The organism is Neobacillus drentensis (assembly GCF_036965645.1).
Classification (GTDB): Bacteria; Bacillota; Bacilli; order Bacillales; family Cytobacillaceae; genus Neobacillus; species Neobacillus drentensis_D.
Genome location: NZ_JBALPZ010000022.1, coordinates 93163 through 111817 on the forward strand (window position 1 = coordinate 93163; position 18655 = coordinate 111817).

Annotated in this window: 13 protein-coding genes and 1 pseudogene; 1 reads left to right on the top strand and 13 read right to left on the bottom strand. The window is 39.7% G+C overall.

Features of this window, described 5'->3' with window-relative positions:
* The 12 genes and pseudogenes from V7266_RS04135 to V7266_RS04190 form a co-directional block, all read right to left on the bottom strand.
* A partial coding sequence (locus tag V7266_RS04135) for an AraC family ligand binding domain-containing protein (RefSeq protein ID WP_335466036.1) occupies positions 1-501 on the bottom strand: 501 nt, incomplete at its 3' end.
* 169 nt (positions 502-670) lie between these two features.
* Positions 671-1609, bottom strand: a complete 939-nt coding sequence (locus tag V7266_RS04140; RefSeq protein WP_335466038.1) for a fumarylacetoacetate hydrolase family protein — start codon at positions 1607-1609, stop codon at positions 671-673.
* A gap of 46 nt (positions 1610-1655) precedes the next feature.
* A complete protein-coding gene (locus V7266_RS04145) occupies positions 1656-2426 on the bottom strand; it encodes an SDR family NAD(P)-dependent oxidoreductase (protein ID WP_335466040.1) in 771 nt (256 codons plus the stop codon).
* A gap of 38 nt (positions 2427-2464) precedes the next feature.
* Positions 2465-3259: an SDR family NAD(P)-dependent oxidoreductase gene (locus V7266_RS04150; RefSeq protein ID WP_335466042.1), complete on the bottom strand. Its 795-nt coding sequence runs from the start codon at positions 3257-3259 to the stop codon at positions 2465-2467.
* A gap of 18 nt (positions 3260-3277) precedes the next feature.
* Positions 3278-4441 (bottom strand): UxaA family hydrolase, encoded by a 1164-nt coding sequence (locus V7266_RS04155; RefSeq protein ID WP_335466044.1) that lies wholly within the window; start codon positions 4439-4441, stop codon positions 3278-3280.
* Entirely contained in the window at positions 4435-4770 is a 336-nt protein-coding gene (locus tag V7266_RS04160; protein ID WP_335466046.1) for a UxaA family hydrolase, read from the bottom strand. The genes V7266_RS04155 and V7266_RS04160 overlap by 7 nt, the downstream gene beginning before the upstream one ends.
* Positions 4771-5021: 251 nt before the next feature.
* Positions 5022-7397, bottom strand: coding sequence for a glycoside hydrolase family 95 protein (locus tag V7266_RS04165; protein ID WP_335466048.1), 2376 nt, complete (start codon positions 7395-7397; stop codon positions 5022-5024).
* Positions 7398-7499: 102 nt separating this feature from the next.
* Complete coding sequence (gene fucU / locus V7266_RS04170) at positions 7500-7928, bottom strand: L-fucose mutarotase (protein ID WP_335466110.1); 429 nt, start codon at positions 7926-7928, stop codon at positions 7500-7502.
* Between the two features lie 158 nt (positions 7929-8086).
* A complete protein-coding gene (locus V7266_RS04175; RefSeq protein WP_335466050.1) occupies positions 8087-8236 on the bottom strand; it encodes a hypothetical protein in 150 nt (49 codons plus the stop codon).
* A 35-nt stretch (positions 8237-8271) separates the two neighbouring features.
* Positions 8272-10230, bottom strand: a complete 1959-nt coding sequence (locus tag V7266_RS04180; RefSeq protein WP_335466052.1) for a glycoside hydrolase family 36 protein — start codon at positions 10228-10230, stop codon at positions 8272-8274.
* A gap of 395 nt (positions 10231-10625) precedes the next feature.
* A pseudogene (locus tag V7266_RS04185) lies at positions 10626-11953 on the bottom strand (alpha-glucosidase/alpha-galactosidase).
* Positions 11954-12027: 74 nt separating this feature from the next.
* Positions 12028-14334: a glycoside hydrolase family 95 protein gene (locus tag V7266_RS04190; RefSeq protein WP_335466054.1), complete on the bottom strand. Its 2307-nt coding sequence runs from the start codon at positions 14332-14334 to the stop codon at positions 12028-12030.
* A 434-nt stretch (positions 14335-14768) separates the two neighbouring features.
* Between V7266_RS04190 and V7266_RS04195 the strand changes: the two genes are divergently transcribed.
* The gene (locus tag V7266_RS04195) at positions 14769-15797 is read left to right on the top strand and encodes a LacI family DNA-binding transcriptional regulator (protein ID WP_335466056.1); all 1029 of its coding nucleotides are present in this window, start codon (positions 14769-14771) and stop codon (positions 15795-15797) included.
* Positions 15798-16198: 401 nt separating this feature from the next.
* Here the strand turns inward: V7266_RS04195 and V7266_RS04200 are convergent, their stop codons facing one another.
* Complete coding sequence (locus V7266_RS04200; protein ID WP_335466058.1) at positions 16199-18622, bottom strand: glycoside hydrolase family 31 protein; 2424 nt, start codon at positions 18620-18622, stop codon at positions 16199-16201.
* Between the last annotated feature and the right edge of the window lie 33 nt (positions 18623-18655).

Here is an 18655-nt window from a genome sequence, read left to right on the forward strand (position 1 = left end):
GGATTTGTCCATTTTGAATTGAATATGTTGACTTTCTTCAATAAAAATTGCAATGATTTCTAGAATAATAGAATGAACCCTAAAATTACTGGATAATTCATTACTATTCCAATTTGAAATGAGTTGCTGCCATTTATCTTCGATTTTAGACTTAGGTAACTTTATAAAAACTGACGTCTTCATGAGTTGAAATAAATGAATATCCCCAATTTTAGCTGTGAAATGACACCAATACTTCTCAAATGTATTATCACTTATTGTTCCATAAGATTGAATCGACCCGGATGGAAGTAAATAAAGTTCACCCGGTTTAGGATAATACACTTGATCATTAACTTTGACGTATCCCTCTCCTTCTATAACGTAATATAACTTATTAAAATCGGTAGTGTAATTATCTTCATTCCATGATTTAGGAACCTTCGAATAAGCAGCTGCCGAAACATCCAGTCGAACGTTTGCAAGACTTTTTCCTAAAAACCCGCAGTTTTCTGCTGTCATATTATCTACCACTCCATTTAACCCTTTGTCAAACTGAAATAAAAGATGATCTCCCTTAAATAAAATGAAGATCATCTTTATATAAAACTCTTTAATATTTTCCTCTTTTCAGGGTATTCGATTTCAATTACATCCAAATTTCTAATCAGCTAATTACAACTTGTTCCTATCATCCCTTCACTATCTCTTTCTTCTGGTTTTTTTGATTTGCGGCTATCACTTCTTCAACAAATCTATTAGTAAGTGCCCCTAACTTCTCAATCTCAACCATTACAATATCTTCTGGTTTCAGATAGTTTTGTTTGTCCTCTGGGTATCCTAAAACAACACCTTCAGGGGTTCCTGTTAAAATCAAATCTCCAGGTTCAAGTGTCATATGTTGAGAAATATAACTAATAATCTCAGCCACAGTAAAAATCATATCGGAGGTATTAGAATTTTGGCGAATCTCTCCATTAACAATGGTTGTTAAGTTTAAATTTTGCGGGTCGTCTATTTCATCAGCTGAAACCAAGTAAGGGCCTACTGGACTAAAGTCGTCACAGCTCTTGCCAAGCAGCCATTGAGGTGTACGAAGCTGCAAGTCTCGAGCAGACAAGTCATTGACTGTACAGTAACCGAAAACGTAGTCTAAGGCATCCTCTTGTGATATGTATTTTGCCCTTTTACCAATTACTACACCCAACTCTACTTCGTAATCTAGTTTATTTGTGACTTTTGGAATGGCGATATTACAGTTATGGCCTGTTAATGTATTATTAAATTTGTTAAAAAGAATAGGAACCTCTGGATAAGGCGCGTTTGTTTCATCCGCATGCTTACGATAGTTTAAACCAACACATATAATTTTATTAGGCTCTGTTACACATGGTCCCCAGGTAATCTCATCATCATCATTTAATAGATAAGCGGATTGATGCTTAACTTCTTCTATAAAAAGCTGCAAAGCTTTCAGAGATTCAGTACCTCCCTGTATCACCTCCATTATGCTTGTTGGGACTGTATTATCCGGGTTGGCACCTTGTGCGGCTTCAATATCGATAATACCTTCCGTTATTTTTATACCTAATTTGTATTCACTGCCTTGTTTAAAAGTTACTAGTTTCATTTATTCTCAACCTTTCAATTTAAATATAATATGGCCGTAAAAAACATTATCCAAGCTTTCCGTTAACGACTCCCCCGTCAATCATAAATGGGGTTCCCATCATAAACTTCGACTCTTCAGAAGCTAAGTATAATGCTGCAAATGCAACATCAATCGGTTTTCCTAAATCTCCTCCCAATTGCCTGCGCTTTATAGATTGGACTGCTTCCTCAGGATTTGGATCTTTGGATAGATAATCTTCGACAAAGGGTGTAAAAATGGTTCCCGGCATCAGAGCATTTACGCGGATATTATATTTTGCATAATCCACTTGGATTGATTTTGTTAGGGCTAATATCGCCCCTTTTGTTGTTGCGTAGGATGCCCTGTTAGCAAGTCCCATTTCTGCGATACATGAAGACATATTAATAATGGATCCAGCTTTTTGGTTCATCATGTGGGGCACTACATATTTTGTCACCAAAAATACACCATTGATATTTACGTTCATTACTCTATTCCATGCTTCTAAATCAATATCATGCAGCTGACCAACACCGCTGATTCCGGCATTATTGAACAAAACGTCAATTCGCCCATAATAATCAATCACCTGGTCAACCATTACCATAACATTCTCGGGATTGGTAACATCTGCTTGAATAAAAATAGCTTCCCCATTATTCTCACAAATTTGTCTAACCGTTTCTTGCCCTGATTTCTCGTTGAAATCATTGACAACAACATGCGCACCTTCTTTTGCAAATAAAAGAGCGGTTTCTTTTCCAATCCCTGATCCGGACCCAGTAATTAAACAAACTTTATTTTTTAGTCTCATCTATACACCTCTTTATCTGAAAGGATTTACACAATGTATTAATGCTCCATATGGTCTTCGGGTTGTGCTGCCTTTACGGTCAATCCTCCATCTACCATTAGAAGATGTCCATTGATTTGAAGAGCTTCATCAGACGCTAAAAAGACAACCGCATCACCTATTTGTCTGGCAGTACCTAAACGCTTCATCGGATTTGCATCGACTTCTTTTTGATAGATTGCTGGATTAGCCAAGTATTCTGTGCACATGTCTGTATCAACAGTACTTGGTCCTACAGAATTAACATTGATGTTATATTTCCCTAATTCTATCGCTAACGCTTTGGTTAATTGGTGTGCTGCTGCCTTTGATGAAATATAATGCGGAATAACAGGACTAGTTACAACCAGACTTGCCGTTGAAGTGATATTGATGATTTTCCCATATCTTCTTTCAATCATTTTCGAAGCAACTTTCTGTGAAGTGAGGAATATTGATTTAACATTTGTATTATAAGTTCGATCCCAAGTCTCTTCTGTTAACTTCATAAATGGTTCAAATGGAGCAATACCGGCGTTATTGACAAGAATATCAATCTCGCCTAATGCAACTGAAACTAAATCTATCATTTCATCTACTTGTTGCTTATGGCCGACATCCGCTTGGACAATCATCGCCCGCTGGCCCAGTTCCTCTACCTGTCTTTTAATGTCTAAAGCCTTTTCTTTCGAGTTTTCGGATGCATAATTAATCGCCACATCTGCTCCTTCTTCTGCCAAACGAATGACTATTGCTGCACCAATCCCCCTGCTTCCGCCTGTCACAAGTGCTACTTTTCCAGTTAAGCGAGCCATATCCAATCCCCCTTATTCTTAAAGACTTATGCCAATTCGGTTAATACTAAATTCACGATGGCCTAGTATTTCAGCTTTCGTTAACTTACCGGAGGCCACCTCAATGATTTCCGTAAAAATTTCATTTCCTGCGTCTTCTAAGGTTTTAGAGCCTTTAAGCACTGGACTTACATCAATGTCGATGTTATCCGCCATTCTCTTAGCCATCGTTCCATTTCCACAAATTTTAATTACCGGTACGATAGGGTTTCCCGTGGGTGTCCCCCGCCCGGTAGTAAAACATACAAGCTGGACTCCGGATGCAGCCATACCTGATACAAGTTCAATATCATTACCTGGGGAATCCATAAAATAAAAACCCTTTTTATTTGGTACTGGCGCAGCATAATCGAAAACATCTAGTAATGGTGAGCTTCCCGCCTTACTGATACAGCCCAGTGACTTTTCCTCAATACTCGATAGACCGCCAGCAATATTCCCTGGGCTGGGATTTCCTCCTCTCATATCTTCACCAATACGATTAATTTCTTTTTCAAAGCGTTCTATAACATGATATAGTTTTCTTTCGACTTCTTTTGAGACGGCTCGTTCTGCAAGAAGGTGTTCAGCCCCAATAATTTCAGTTGTTTCACCCATCACAATGGTGCCGCCATGTTCAATAATTTGGTCGGCCCCTTTACCGAGTGCTGGATTACTGCAGAGACCAGAAGTGGAGTCCGATCCGCCACATTTCACTCCTACAATCAGTTCTGACAACGGAACAGGCTCATCTTCCATTTGTTGAAGTGCGATCGATAATTTCCGGGCTATTTCAGTACCCTTTTCAATCGCTTTTATCGATCCACCCACCTCTTGGATATCGATCCACTCAACAGGCTTACCCGTTTCTTCTATTTCCTTTTTTATCCTAACAGGGTCCATTACTTCACAGCCCAAACTTACAATTAATACCGCTCCAACATTTGGATTTTTCCCCATTCCAACTAATACATTATGTGTTTGCTCTTTATCCATTCCAACCTGACTGCAACCATGTTGGTGTGGTATTGCCACACTATCTGGGACTTTCTGTTCAATTCGGTTTACTACTTGATTCGCACAAATGACTGTTGGTAGTAAAAGTAAATGATTTCTAATCCCTACTTTTCCGTCAGGACGGCGATAACCCCTAATCATTACCATTGAACATTCTCCTTGCCATTTTGTTTATCGCCTCTTCCACGAATTCCCTCAATATTATGTACATGAACATGTTCACCAGTCAAAATATCTTCAGTGGCTCTTCCAATCGACTCCCCATACTTGTAAACGGTTTCACCAATTTGAATGGTTTTAAAAGCCATTTTATGGCCAAAATTTAAATCTTGTATACACTTAATTTTGTATATTTCTGTCTGTACCAGAAAGCTAATCTGTTCACCCTTTTTTATATCTCTAAGAACGGTCACAACATTATCTATAGGATGCATGACGATCCCTTCCATATTTGAGACAAAAGTTTTATCTGCCATAATTATCCCCTTTTATTTAACTGTTTTTGGAATGAAACTAAAGAAATAATATTCATATTTTTATTATTAGGTTATCGGTAACAAAAATATAACACCACCAATCAAACTAGTCAACTAGTTTCAAATATTTTAAATAATCATTATCCTCCAAAAAAAAGCAATACAATCATTTTTTCAAATGATCATATTTGCCTTTCCTATTAATTTTAAACGCTCAGAATTGTTCAAGCGATTCCTATGCATTTAATAGATTAAAATCTTTTAATCGTATAATTTTTACCCGCTTGTGTATCGAATGAAATCCTGGTAGTAGTCGTTTTTTCAACAGGAATGATTTGTCCATCTACAGTTACTTCTATTGATGGTCCGAGTACCAAATGGCAAGGTCCGCCTAAATGGGAGTATATTTCGGCACTCTCCAATTCATTGTTTTTCCACTTAAGATTTATTTTAAATCCTCCACGGGCCCGTAACCCCTTAACATAACCATTTGACCAGACAGAAGGTAGAGCGGGTAGCAATTGGATTTTGTCGGTATGTGACTGTACCAGCATTTCGGCAAGTCCCGCTGTAAATCCAAAATTCCCATCAATTTGAAATGGAGGATGTGCATCAAAAAGATTTGCATAAACGCCGCCCTTATGATAATTGGTATCCTCCTCTTTCACGAGCTGAAGGAGATTGGAAATTAACTTATGAGCTTTATCACCATCTTTAAATCGGGCCCACAAACAAATTTTCCAAGCCAAGCTCCATCCTGTACCGTCATCTCCTCTTCTTTCAAGAGATCTCCTGGCAGCATGAAACCATTCATTTCCTTCCGAATCGGTAAGCTGTCGTCCAGGATAAATTCCAAAAAGATGCGAAACATGACGGTGGTTCTTATCTTCATCTTCCCAATCATATGCCCATTCTTGAAGCTGTCCATATCGGCCGATTTGCATTGGGTATAATTTTTCACGTGCTGCTATTATTTCATTGCGAAACTCTTCATCCATTTCCAATACTTCAGAGGCCTCGATACAATTGGTGAATAAATCCCAAATCAAAGACATGTCCATTGTGGTTGCCAAACTGACCGCGGCCAGCTTTCCTTCTGGTGTCACAAATTTGTGTTCCGGCGAAGTGGAGGGAGCTGTAACCAAATTTCCATTCCCGTCTTCAATCAGCCAATCCAGGCAGAAAAGGGCCGCCTCTTTCATAATTGGATAGGCCTTTTCCCGAAGGTAGGAAATATTCTTCCCAAAAGCAAAATGCTCCCACAAATGCTGAGTTAACCATACTCCTCCCAAAGGCCAGAAAGCCCATACTGGATCTCCATGTCCATAATCCCCAACCGGAGCGCTTTGACGCCATAAATCTGCATTATGATGGGATGTCCAACCTCTGCATCTGTAATTCACAGAAGCCGTCTCCTTGCCGTTTTCGGCCAATTCTTCAATATAGTCCAAGAGAGGTTCATGGCATTCGGAAAGATTACATGTTTCTGCAGGCCAATAATTCATCTCCGTATTAATATTTATCGTGAAGTTGCTGCTCCAAGGCGGCCGAACCTCACGATTCCATATCCCTTGAAGATTGGCCGGCTGTGAACCTGGCCTTGAGCTTGCAATCATTAAGTAGCGGCCATAATGAAACAATAATTCCACGAGCTTTGGATCATTTGCGCCATATTTCAATATCCATTGATCTGTTGGCAAGTTTTCCGGTGCAACTGCGGGTCCCAAATCCAGTTCAACACGCTCAAATAATGACTTATAGTCTTCAATATGGGAATGTTCTAATTCTTCAAATGATTTTGAAATGGATGCCTCCAAAAGTGACTTTGCTGCTAAAGAAGGATTTTTCCCCTCTTTGCCTGGAGATTTATCATAGCCGTTAAAACTTGTCGCTGCACTGAAATATAGTGTTACGGTGGTGGCTGCAGTTACGTGAAGGCCATTATGATCAATATGAACTGAACCATCTGCCGCATTTGCACTTACGCGCCCTTCAAATTTCATGGCATCCGTCGACTCCGGGTCTCCATATACGATAGGATGATCAGTATAATAATAAGAAGGATCAACATGTTCCGGGCAGTTGCCGTTAAGGACAAACTGATTTTGATCGGGAGCAGTCTTAAATTTCAATGAACTCCCCAGACTTACTGAAAAATTCAAACAGCCGGGTTTACTGGTCTTAAGTCGAATGGCGATAATTTGATCCGGAAAGGAGGCGAACATTTCACGTGTATAGTGCACATCACCAATCCTATATTCCACAAGGGCGGTGCCTGTTTTCAAATCTAGACTCCGCTCAAATGAATGAACAGTTTCTCCATGATTAAATTGCAGGTACAAATCGCCAAACGGCATATAGGATTGCGTGTAGGGACCCATCATCTCCCTACATAATTGATCTGCTTCTGTATACTTCCCATCAAATATCAGTCTGCGGACCTCGGGAAGCAGTTCTTTTGCCTTTGGATTATTAAAATCTTTGGGAGCTCCTGACCATAAGGTATCCTCATTTAATTGCAAATGTTCCTTCTCTATTCCGCCAAAAATCATGGCACCAAGACGTCCATTCCCAATTGGAAGTGCTTCGTTCCACGATTTAGCCGGCCTATTATATCGTAGCTTCATATTTGATTTCTCTCCTATTAACTGTTGATTAATGAAATCTAGGTATTTGAAGATGACATGATTGATAAAAAACAATTATGAATTGAACTTTTGCCTATTAAACTATAAAACAATCCCTTTTTTCAAAATAATATTTGCATATTGGGCTTTTTCACTTGCGGCCACGACGACAAATGACTTTTTTGTCCGTTCATAAAAAGCAAACCGATCGATATATTCAAAGGGAATGGACTTTCCCGAATGTTTTTCAACTATTCCTTCGTACTCTTCCCAAATGGTTGGCTGAATCGAATCGCCAGGTACAACAGCCATTAACGCAACCGGATGGTCTACATACGTATCAAGAGGGAAAAACTCTAGGATTGCTTCCAATAGGTCCGGTATTCCATGTCCATCACAACGAATGAGCTGATTGGCGAGGCTGGCAGCTGGGAAGTGGCCATCTGCCAAAACAATCTCATCTCCATGGCCCATTGCCATTAATGCCTTCATTAAATCCGGCGAAATTATTGATGGGATTCCTTTTAGCATAATAATCACACTCGATTCCGATAATTTTTTTAATATGGCTCTGTTATTATTCATAGGCGGAGAATTTCCGGCTAATGTATATAGAGAAAGCTTAATAAGCATCTGTGAAACGGATGGAGATTGATAGTGCTTCCTGCAAATTCATGAGCCTGTATACATCATACAACCCACCCCATAAAAATCTTGTGGAAGGTGTACTGGGGAGCCCAAACCTTCCTCCCGGCTGCGATGCGATCCATGAATGTTTCTGGAAAGGCGGCTATCCATTCCCCGCCATTTGCTTCTTGACAACGGGTGAGTTCCTTCACAATCGCAATTTATGAAAATGGTACAGAAAACAAGTCTATAAACTCTTTTGAAGAAGAATGCAAACTGCTGAATATGGTTTTTCCAAACGACATGAAACGTGGTCTGCTCTTACTTTGACAGGAATGCTCTGATCCGAGAACACATGAGTAATCTCGTACTGTCCAGACGTAGGAAGAGGCAACTCTATACTCTCCCGCACGTTATCCTCAAACGTGTGTAGGATTACCAGAATCTGCGATCTGTCTTTAGTTGTGCGCATGATTCCTTGCCAACCCTTTGGATGACGATAACTGTGTACCGTATTTCCATATCGGTATGTTGTACCATCCTTAATAATTGGAGCAGCAAGTTTGTAGAAGGCCATCGCCTTATCCACAATTCCCCACTGTTCCTCGTTTAACTCGTGAATGTCACCGGACAAACACATCCTTCCCAGCATCGTACTTGCTAGGGAATAAACCATGTGCTGCAAGGAGTCATCCTTCCTAAGAACGGCCCAGATTTGACTTTGCCTTGGAAGCATGACTCGATGAAGATTCGCAGCAATAATTGGTATTTCCCTGCATTCATGAGCGTCTGAAAATGATGACATACTCGTCAGTGCAAGCATGGAAGGCTCCAATCGGTGACCGCCAGAAGCGCAATTTTCAATCACAATATCGGGTATTTCTTGTTTAATCAGCCTGAAAAACCCCTGGACTGCCTCCATTTGCTGGCGCAATCCTTCTCCAAGTGATTCCGCTCCATCACATCCAATACCTAAATTATCATTATAATCGACTTTCAAATATCCGAAGCCATAGTATTTCAAAAATGAGATAACTTTCTCCTTCAAATAGCTAATGACGGACGGATTGCGAAAATCCCAAAATCGCCGATTCCCACTTGTAATAGGCAAACCATCCCGTTTTAACAGATGGTCAACCATTTGAAACGCTGCGGATTCGGAACCACACACCTCCATTTCAAACCAAATCCCAGGAATCAGGCCGCATTCTCTTATATGATCAATTGTTTTATCCAGACCTTCTGGAAAATCGCTGGTGCTCACTTCCCAATCACCCATAATGTTACCCCAGTTGGTTCCTTCTTTTTTGTACCATCCGCAATCAATAACAAGATAACTTATTCCCTTGCCATTGATCCGTTCTGCAATAGCGTTCAGATTCGACGCCGAAGGTGACCCCCATGTTGTACAATACTCATTAAAGATAATAGGTAAATCCTCTTCCACAGCTGGACCATGTAGATGGGGGCGGTTCTGAATCTCGGTCAAACGGCCAGCCGCACAATCAATGCCACCTGTGACCGTAGTTAAATAAGCAAAGGGTGTTTGGAATGTTTCTCCGGGTTCAATGCGCTTGGTCCAATGCCCAAATTCTCTGTCTGCCAATCCGCCTGACAGCGAAAGCGCCGCATCCTTACGATAAACCTCAATCTGCCATGATGCAGGATGGGCAATCTGAATCCCCCATGAAACACCGGCTCGGTGGTCCTCCACGAATGCGGTTGGAAAATACCCCCGAACTGGCATGGATCCAACTTGCCCGAAACGCAGACATCGTACACCATAAGGAGCCCAAGCAGGCTCAAGGTGTAAGTCTTCAATTTTACTGGAAGCCAAACGTCCTTCTGCACTCCATGAACTGAGGATACGATGGAGGATCAATGATTCAGGAGCGTCCCCCTCAGAAAAAGGGGTGAGTCCAGTCATTGAGAAGGAAGATAGCATTTCCAACGTGATGGGACTTACTCCTTCGTTCCGAATGACCGTTGAACTTTCTAAAGCTTGGTAACCCGGATTCCAGGTTAGATGGTGTTCTACCCTGCAGGAACTCGGGTGACGCCATACTGAAACAACCGTTAAGCTATCATCCTGTTCTATCTTGTACTGCTCATCAAATATTAGCGCTTCCACACTTCCGCTATTGCGCATCGTATATCCATGAGAAAATCCACCCGGATATGAATCGCCAATCAACTTGAGTTGCACTAATGAATCCACATTATATTTCTTATTACAGAAACGAGATATCATAGATTCCGGCAACAACACCAATCCAAGTTGGCCAGTTTGATCATCTCTAACATAACGGGCGATCATATCACCTAATTTATAATCCTTCCAAATTTCCACTCTAATCCCCCTTTTTATTGAGCTTCACGGTCCGTCCGTTGACATAAAACCGTTTTTCGGGCACGGAAATAGTCCTGAATCCAAAAGTGGTACTTTTACTATCAAGAATTATCCCTTTGACGGTTAATTGGGAGGAAATTCTGTATAGTTTCGACCTCTTCTGTTTATAAACGAAAATTCTGTTTTATTTAAGTCCATAATGAAGACACTTGAAAATAATCAAGTGCCTTTTTTCTATTTACATTAACAACTCATATGGTTAATCCTATCTTTTCTTCCTTTTGAAATACTGGAATCCATTCTCCATGGGCGTCAATTAAATCATCAACCAGCGACACAATATCGTCGATCGACAATTCCGCAGCCGTATGTGGATCGAGCAAGGCAGCTTGGTAAATATACTCCCGCTTCCGTGTAATGGCAGCTTCTATTGTTAATAACTGAGTATTAATATTGGTACGGTTTAAAGCGGCGAGCTGCTCTGGAAGGTCTCCGACAAACGTTGGGGTGATACCGCTTCGATCGGCTATACAAGGAACTTCTACGCAAGCTTTTTCAGGTAGATTGCTAATGAGTCGTCCTGTATTTAGGATATTACCGCCAAATTTGAATGGAATATTTGTCTCGACGGCCTCGATTATTCTTGAACCATATTCTTTAGAACGAACATGTTCCAATGTCTTATTATTTACTAGCTCTTCTCTCATGGTTTCCCAGTTCTTTATTTGCGCTTCACAACGACGAGATATTCATCAAGTGGAATATTGTAGTTCTCAATCAGTTCCGGGTATTTGGATTTGATAAAGTATGGATGATATTCCGCGTTATGTTCAGAAGATTCCGTTACATAATAGCCAAACTTATCCATTAACTCAAATCGTACCATATCGCTATGCTTTGTTTTTTGCTTTTCCTTCGCCCTTCTTTTAATTTCAGGATAAAGATCCACACCATTTCTTTTCACTTCTAATAGCCAGGCCATATGGTTAATTCCGGCAATCTTTTCTTGAACCCCTTCCGGATCCATGCCCAATGAATTTAATAGTTCTTTAGTGCAAACTTGAACACTGTGGCACAAGCCGATTGTTTTAATATTGGTGTAACGATTCATAACACCGGTTAAAACAGCCATAGGGTTTGTATAATTTAAGAAGAGGGCATCAGGGCATACCTCTTCCATGTCATTTGCAAAATCAAGCATGACTGGAATGGTTCGAAGACTCCGAAAGATTCCGCCAATGCCAACTGTATCGGCAATTGTCTGCCGTAAACCGTATTTTTTCGGAATTTCAAAATCTATCACCGTGCTCGGCCTATAGCCGCCTACCTGAATGGCATTAATGACGTATTTTGCGTCCTTAAGAGCTTCCTTACGATTGGTATAAGCTTTAATCTGAATATTTTTATTCAAGCTTTCTTTCAAATTTCTTAACATATTCTCGGAATCTCTTAAACGTTGTTCATCGATATCGAATAGGGCGAACTCAAAACCCTCCAACGCAGGAACAAGCATACAATCACCAAGAACGTTTTTGGCAAAAACGGTGCTTCCTGCACCGAGAAAAGTTATTTTAGACATTTTTTATCCTCCCTGAATTTTTTCAGTTAATAAATCAACTATAAAGACGGCTCTTTTAATTTCGAAATCATTTGTCAAACTGACCTAATTGGATCACATACTAATGTATATATTCCATCTTGTACTGTATCAAATCGAATGATTCCTCCATTCAAAGTTGTATATTGGATAAGATCATTGGCTGCACCTTTAAGTGTAATAGGCTGATTAAACTTTAACTGGCAAGGTTTTCCCTTCAAGGATTTAATTGTTGCTTTTACAATAAGATTATCCTTCCACTCTATATCTACCTCGAATCCGCCTCTAGCCCGTAATCCGCGAACATGCCCATCCTTCCATGCTTTTGGCAACGCTGGGAGCAAATAAATGGCATCATCGTGACTTTGTACTAGCATTTCTGCAATCGCAGCAGTACCGCCAAAATTACCATCTATTTGAAAGGGAGGGTGATCATCGAATAAATTGGGCAGTGTCGATTGTCTAAGTATAGCTAAAAGATTTGAATAGGCCTGTTCTCCATCCTCTAATCTAGCCCATAAATTAATCAACCAGGCACGGCTCCAGCCTGTATGGCCTCCCCCATGTTCCAAGCGCCTTTCAATTGTTCGTCTGGCTGCAGAAGCCAGTTCCGGCGTACGCTGAACGGTGATTTGGTTTCCTGGGTGTAATGCGAATAGATGGGATATATGCCGATGCCCAGGCTCCTTCTCCTCGTAGTCTTCTAGCCACTCTTGTATTTGTCCGTATTTTCCGATCTTTGGTTGAGGGATGCGCTGCAATACTTCAAATAATTGCCCCCTAAATTCCTCGTCTATCGAAAGAACCTCACTCGCTTTCATACAACAATTAAAGAGTGCATCTAAAATCTGATTGTCCATGGAAGGCCCCGTGCACAATGTCCCTGATTCTCCATTCGGTAAAATATAAGTATTTTCCGGAGAAGAAGATGGACAGGTGACAAGATACCCTTCTTTTGTTTCAATTAAAAAGTCCAGGAAAAATTGAACCGATTCTTTAATCGTTTTATAGCTCTTCTTTAAGAAAATCTCATCACCAGTAAACTGATAGTGTTCCCACAAATGCAGGCAAAGCCAAGCTGCCCCCATTGGCCAATAAGTGGCCGGTGGATAGATATCCTGTGGAGCTGTATCTGCCCAGATATCCGTGTTGTGGTGTGCAACAAAGCCCCTGCAACCGTACATAATTTTTGCTGTTTGGCGCCCAGGCTCTCTCATTCTTTCAATCAAATCGAATAATGGCTCGTGGCATTCAGACAAATTACAAGTCTCTGCTGGCCAATAATTCATCTGAGTATTAATATTTATCGTAAATTTGCTGTCCCAAGGAGGCCGCATACTATTATTCCATATCCCTTGCAAATTGGCAGGTAAAGATCCGGGCCGGCTGCTTGAAATAAGCAAATATCTGCCAAACTGAAAATAGAGTGCCAGAAGACCATTATCCTCATATCCTTCTTTGAGAAGTTTTAATCTTTGATCAGTTGGCAACCGATGATTTTGATCACCGGATGTATCAAATAGGTTTAAAATTACTCTGCTATAAAGTTCCGTATAGTCCTTTATATGAGTACTTTTTAAAAGTTCGTAATCCATATGTACTACTTGCTCAATGGCACGAAAACAGGCTAATTCCGGATCACTGTGATGAAAACTGGTATCAGCAGCCAAAAGTATTGTGACTTCATCAGCAGCATTGACCAGTAAATGTTCACCAATGGTATTCACATTGCCACCCTTGGCGTTCACAGAAAGAACAACTCGAAAATCAGATCCATTTTTACCGCCGCAATTGCCTCTCATAACAAGGCTATTGCCTCTTATCGCCCTAACCTCTTCCATAAGGCGGCTTCCATCTCTCGTTAATCTGGCTGTAAAAGAGATGGAAGCAGTCTGACTGGCTGTAAGACGAATGGTAATAAGGCCGGAAGGATAGCTTGAAAATATTTCTCTATGAAATTTTACTCCGCGGCAGTTGTATTCAACCGAAACCATTCCTTTTTCTAAATTAAGTTCACGTTTGTAGCCGCTTACCTCATTGTGATCAAAGTCTAAAAAAAGATCACCCAACCCCATGTAGTGCCTTTGGGTCTCGGGAATACCCGAAAGTGCCATACTTGCCAATTTTTCTGCTTCAACTGGTCTTCCGTTTTGAAGCAATTCCCTTATCTTGGCCAGATTTTCCAGTGCATCCGGGTTATTGCGGTCCCTTTGGCCGCCATACCAAACAGATTCTTCGTTTAACTGGATTTGTTCAATAGCTGTTTTTCCATAAATCATTGCACCAAGACGACCGTTACCGATGGGCAACGCCTCATTCCATTCTTTTGCAGCTTGATCAAACCATATCATGTTATCGGACATCATAAATCCTCCTTTTGCCATTTTCCATTTCCTTTTATTTGGTTAACAACGCAATCCTTCTATTTTCATATTCTCCTAATCTAGTTTTTTCCGCATAATGTACGAATAGCATCGACTGTTTTCATTAATTTGTCCCTATTTTTATTCTTTTCATGACTACATTTAATTGTCGTAAAAGTCATAACATTCTAAAATGATATCGGTAACAAAAACTTAACACACTGACAATCTTACGTCAATTTCTTTTTAAAAATAAATACAATAAGGATTTTAGTAATATAATTAAGGTAAAATCTACTAAAATTTTTCCGTAACGAACGGATGGAACCTTCCTGCAATAAACTTTGTTACCGATAACACTTCCTTCTTGATATATTTATTGTAATCATCTAGAATTTACGTTAGAATATTCTTTTTGTGGATAGGAGGTAAATATGGTTACCATTTATGATATTGCCAAGAAAGCCAATGTTTCAGCCATGACTGTCTCAAGGGTTATTAATAAATCAGAAAAAATCAGTAAAGAAACACGAAAAAAAGTTGAAACGGTTATTAAAGAATTAAATTATATTCCCAATAATTCTGCCAGGAATCTAATAACTAAAAAAACAAAAATTTTATCTCTTATGATCACCGATATTGGCAACCCCTTTTTCACAAGCGTCGCACGCGGGGCGGAAGATAAAGCCATGCAAATGGGCTATCAGCTTCTTCTATGTAATAGCGATGAGAATTTTGAAAAAGAATCCAAGTATATGGATATGCTTATTTCAACCGGGTCGGATGGTGTACTGATTGCTCCAGCAAATGATAACTCTAAAAAAAATATGAAGAAACTAACCAAACATGATATACCTTTTGTATTAATCGATCGCAATATTCCTGATATAGACTGCGATCAAGTTCTGAGCGACAATGAAGCAACCACCCGTAGGTTAATTGAGCATTTAATTAAACAAGGGCATCAAAAAATTGCCATTATAAATGGTCCTTTAGTTGTGTCGACTGCTCGTGAAAGACAACAATCCTATATTGATACGTTAAAGATACATGGAATATCAGTTAACAACCATTTAATTAAAGAAAGCCAATTCCGGGACAGTGATGTAACAAATTCCATTCAAGAGCTTCTAAATTTACCAGAGCAAGAACGCCCAACAGCTATTTTTGCAACCAATAACTTTATTGGAATGAATACGATGAAAATTCTTTACAAACACAATATTAAAGTCCCAGAAGAAATGGCCGTTGTGTCATATGATGTACCAAATTATACGGAAAATGAATCAATATTAACCGTTGCAGAACAACAGGCATACAATTTCGGGTATATTGGCATACAGTTATTAATCGAACGAATTGAAGGAGCAGCACCTGAAAAAGCAAGAAAAATTGTCCTGCCCTCTGAAATACATTTGCGAACCTCTTCTCTCCATCAACGTGATAAAGGAAGTAAATCTTAGCTCCCTAAACAAAGGTACTTTTTTTTGTTAAGAAAAGGAAATGGAAGATGTTTAATATGATACCTATAGATAGGACACCTGAAAATGAGTGTTTCATCGATAGGTATTTTTTTATACTTAATTTTTAAAGTATGGTGGACTAGGGGAATTCAATGAGCAAAGTTTAAGATCAAATGCGCCATAGTAATATATGGTTTACTATAATAATTATTGTTATCAATGGAATTAAAAAAAGATGACCCCTATTTCACAATAGGAATCACCTTTTTAGTATCTTATCGCTTTTTTTCATGTGTCCTTGACAGGGGTACCAGATTACTTGACTAAGGTTCAAACTCCCCTTTTGCTATCTGTGCAGTAACATTCTTATTCCTCTAACATTAAAACCTATTAGTCTTATATTAAAAATTAATGATCATCTGTTTTCCGTTGTAAATAATTCTCTTTTGAGTACAAGTAGTAAAAGCCGCTCTACCGGTAATAACGGTGATCAATAATTCCATGGAACTCTTCATTTCGGGATAAGATCCTTGGCGTTCATCTATTACAAGTCGATTTTTTTTGTCTTCCCAGCGAATAATTATTGTTGCAAATTCCCCCTTTACATAGTTGTAATTGTCACCTGCATCTTCATACATCATAAAACTTCCGTCTTGCCCCTTATAAACTCTCAATTCTAAAGGTTCTGTTGATTCTTCTGAACTGTATTGGATATCTGGTCCAATAGGAATAATAGAACCGGCACATACATATAAAGGCATTGTTTCAAGTTCTGCTGGAGCCTCAATTGTTTGACCGCCGCTTATCCATTGGTCTGTCCAGAAATCATACCAATCTGAACCAAAAGGCAAATATACAAGACGTTTTTTCGCAGCACCTTCAATCTTAACCGAACCGCTTTTATAATACATTGGTTCTGTTATGGGATTAACTAAGAATGCTGGACCAAACATATATTGGTCTTTAATATTATACGTTTTTGGATCATTTCTGAAATCAAATGCCAAGGCTCGCATCATCGTGTAATCCTGATGAGTCACCCAACCAGCGACTGAATATATATAAGGTAACAATCTATATCGAAGCTTGATAAATTTTACCAGCGTATCATAATACAACGTACCAGGCTCTCCAAATCTCCAAACCTCTCTTGGTGTGTCTGTACCATGAGAGCGGAACATCGGTAAAAATGTACCATATTGCAGCCATCGAACGTAAAGCTCGCGGTATCCTAAATCGTCACAACCATCTTGATAATCTCCATTCCAAAACCACTGTTCCTTTTTGGAAACAAAGAATCCTCCGATATCCACTGTCCAATAGGGCATGCCAGTCACACAGAAATTTAATCCTTCAGCGATTTGGTTTCGCAATGTTTCCCAATTGGCAGCAACATCTCCAGACCAAGTTATCGTCCCATACTTTTGCTGGCCTGCATAAGCAGATCGTGTTAGGTTTACAACCCGTTTCGTTTCGGTTGTCTTCCGCTGACCTTCATAGATGCCTTTTGAATGAAGAAGCGAATAGGCATTAATATAACCTGGGTCCAAGTATTTCTTTGACTCCTCTGTGTTGATTCGAAGTCGTTCTTCAGGTTCAGGTTTCACTTCCCCATTCCAATCAGCCTCAAAAGGTTCTGTACAGTCACACCACCATGCATCGATGCCATGGGAAAACAACCCCTCATTTGCCTGTTTCCAATACAGATTGCGTGCTTCTTGGCGAAATGCATCATATGTCGCTTGATTCCCTAAAAGATAACCCTTTTGCTTCATTTCAACATGATTTGGACCATCGTTATTCATAATCGGCCAAATGGAAACCATCAGTTTTGCATTAAGCTCGTGAATATCACGCATCATTTGTGCGGGATTTGGAAAACGTTCGGTATCAAAGGATTTCTGCCCCCATAGTTCACCTGTCCAAGACATCCAATCCAGTACAATACAATCGAGAGGAATTTGTCGTCTCCTGTATTCCTCTACAATAGAGATTAACTCTTCTTGAGATTTATACCTTTCCTTAGATTGCACATATCCGAATGACCATTTTGGTAGAAGAGGGACTTTTCCTGTAAGATGACGGAAACATCTCACAATTTGATCAAAATCAGGTCCATATATAAAGTAATAGTCCATCTCGCTATCTGTATCCGTCCATATATATGAACCATGCAAGTCATCATGAAATGTCATCAACGAATAGCTATCCACAACCAGTCCGTATCCTTTCGTTGAGACCAAAACAGGAACCACTGCTTTCATGTTTTGCTGGTAAAGATATTGATAAGTGCCCCTTAAATTTAAAACACCTTCCTCGTGTGAACCAAGACCATAGAGTGCTTCATCATCTGCCCATTCGAATTCAAGTTTGGTATGATAAGCCGTTCGATCCACAACATGTTTTGCTGGAATGGCTTTAGCACGAGCACCATCTACATTTTGTGAATTCTGAATCTCTGTATTTACATCAAAAACAGATTTTACCACTTCAAATGGTACAAGTGTTTTCCCACCACGTTCCGGTTCCTTTGCTAAAATCTTACCCGACGAGTCGGTATATGTAAATCCAGTTGTATGTTTATTAATGTGAATCTGTACATTGCACGTTGAGAACACGATCACATTTTCTGTTTCTTTTACGGAAAAAACAACATGTTCTTTCGCATTTGGTCCAACCATGAAGCTTTTCTTCAAGCCGAATTCCTTCCCCAATGTATAACGGATACGAATAATTGAGTTGGTATAGGGAATGACTTCCATCAAACCATTTGTGCATTTGATTACCAAATGATCCACTTGTTTTTTATAGTGCACAACCTCCATGTTGTAACCTCCTTTTCACGATATAATTCAATA

Excerpts from the sequence above, each read along its gene's own strand:
- V7266_RS04140 (WP_335466038.1), bottom strand. The coding sequence starts at position 1,609 with ATGAAACTAGTAACTTTTAAACAAGGCAGTGAATACAAATTAGGTATA.
- V7266_RS04145 (WP_335466040.1), bottom strand. The coding sequence starts at position 2,426 with ATGAGACTAAAAAATAAAGTTTGTTTAATTACTGGGTCCGGATCAGGG.
- V7266_RS04150 (WP_335466042.1), bottom strand. The coding sequence starts at position 3,259 with ATGGCTCGCTTAACTGGAAAAGTAGCACTTGTGACAGGCGGAAGCAGG.
- V7266_RS04155 (WP_335466044.1), bottom strand. The coding sequence starts at position 4,441 with ATGGTAATGATTAGGGGTTATCGCCGTCCTGACGGAAAAGTAGGGATT.
- V7266_RS04160 (WP_335466046.1), bottom strand. The coding sequence starts at position 4,770 with ATGGCAGATAAAACTTTTGTCTCAAATATGGAAGGGATCGTCATGCAT.
- V7266_RS04165 (WP_335466048.1), bottom strand. The coding sequence starts at position 7,397 with ATGAAGCTACGATATAATAGGCCGGCTAAATCGTGGAACGAAGCACTT.
- fucU (WP_335466110.1), bottom strand. The coding sequence starts at position 7,928 with ATGCTAAAAGGAATCCCATCAATAATTTCGCCGGATTTAATGAAGGCA.
- V7266_RS04190 (WP_335466054.1), bottom strand. The coding sequence starts at position 14,334 with ATGTCCGATAACATGATATGGTTTGATCAAGCTGCAAAAGAATGGAAT.
- V7266_RS04195 (WP_335466056.1), top strand. The coding sequence starts at position 14,769 with ATGGTTACCATTTATGATATTGCCAAGAAAGCCAATGTTTCAGCCATG.
- V7266_RS04200 (WP_335466058.1), bottom strand. The coding sequence starts at position 18,622 with ATGGAGGTTGTGCACTATAAAAAACAAGTGGATCATTTGGTAATCAAA.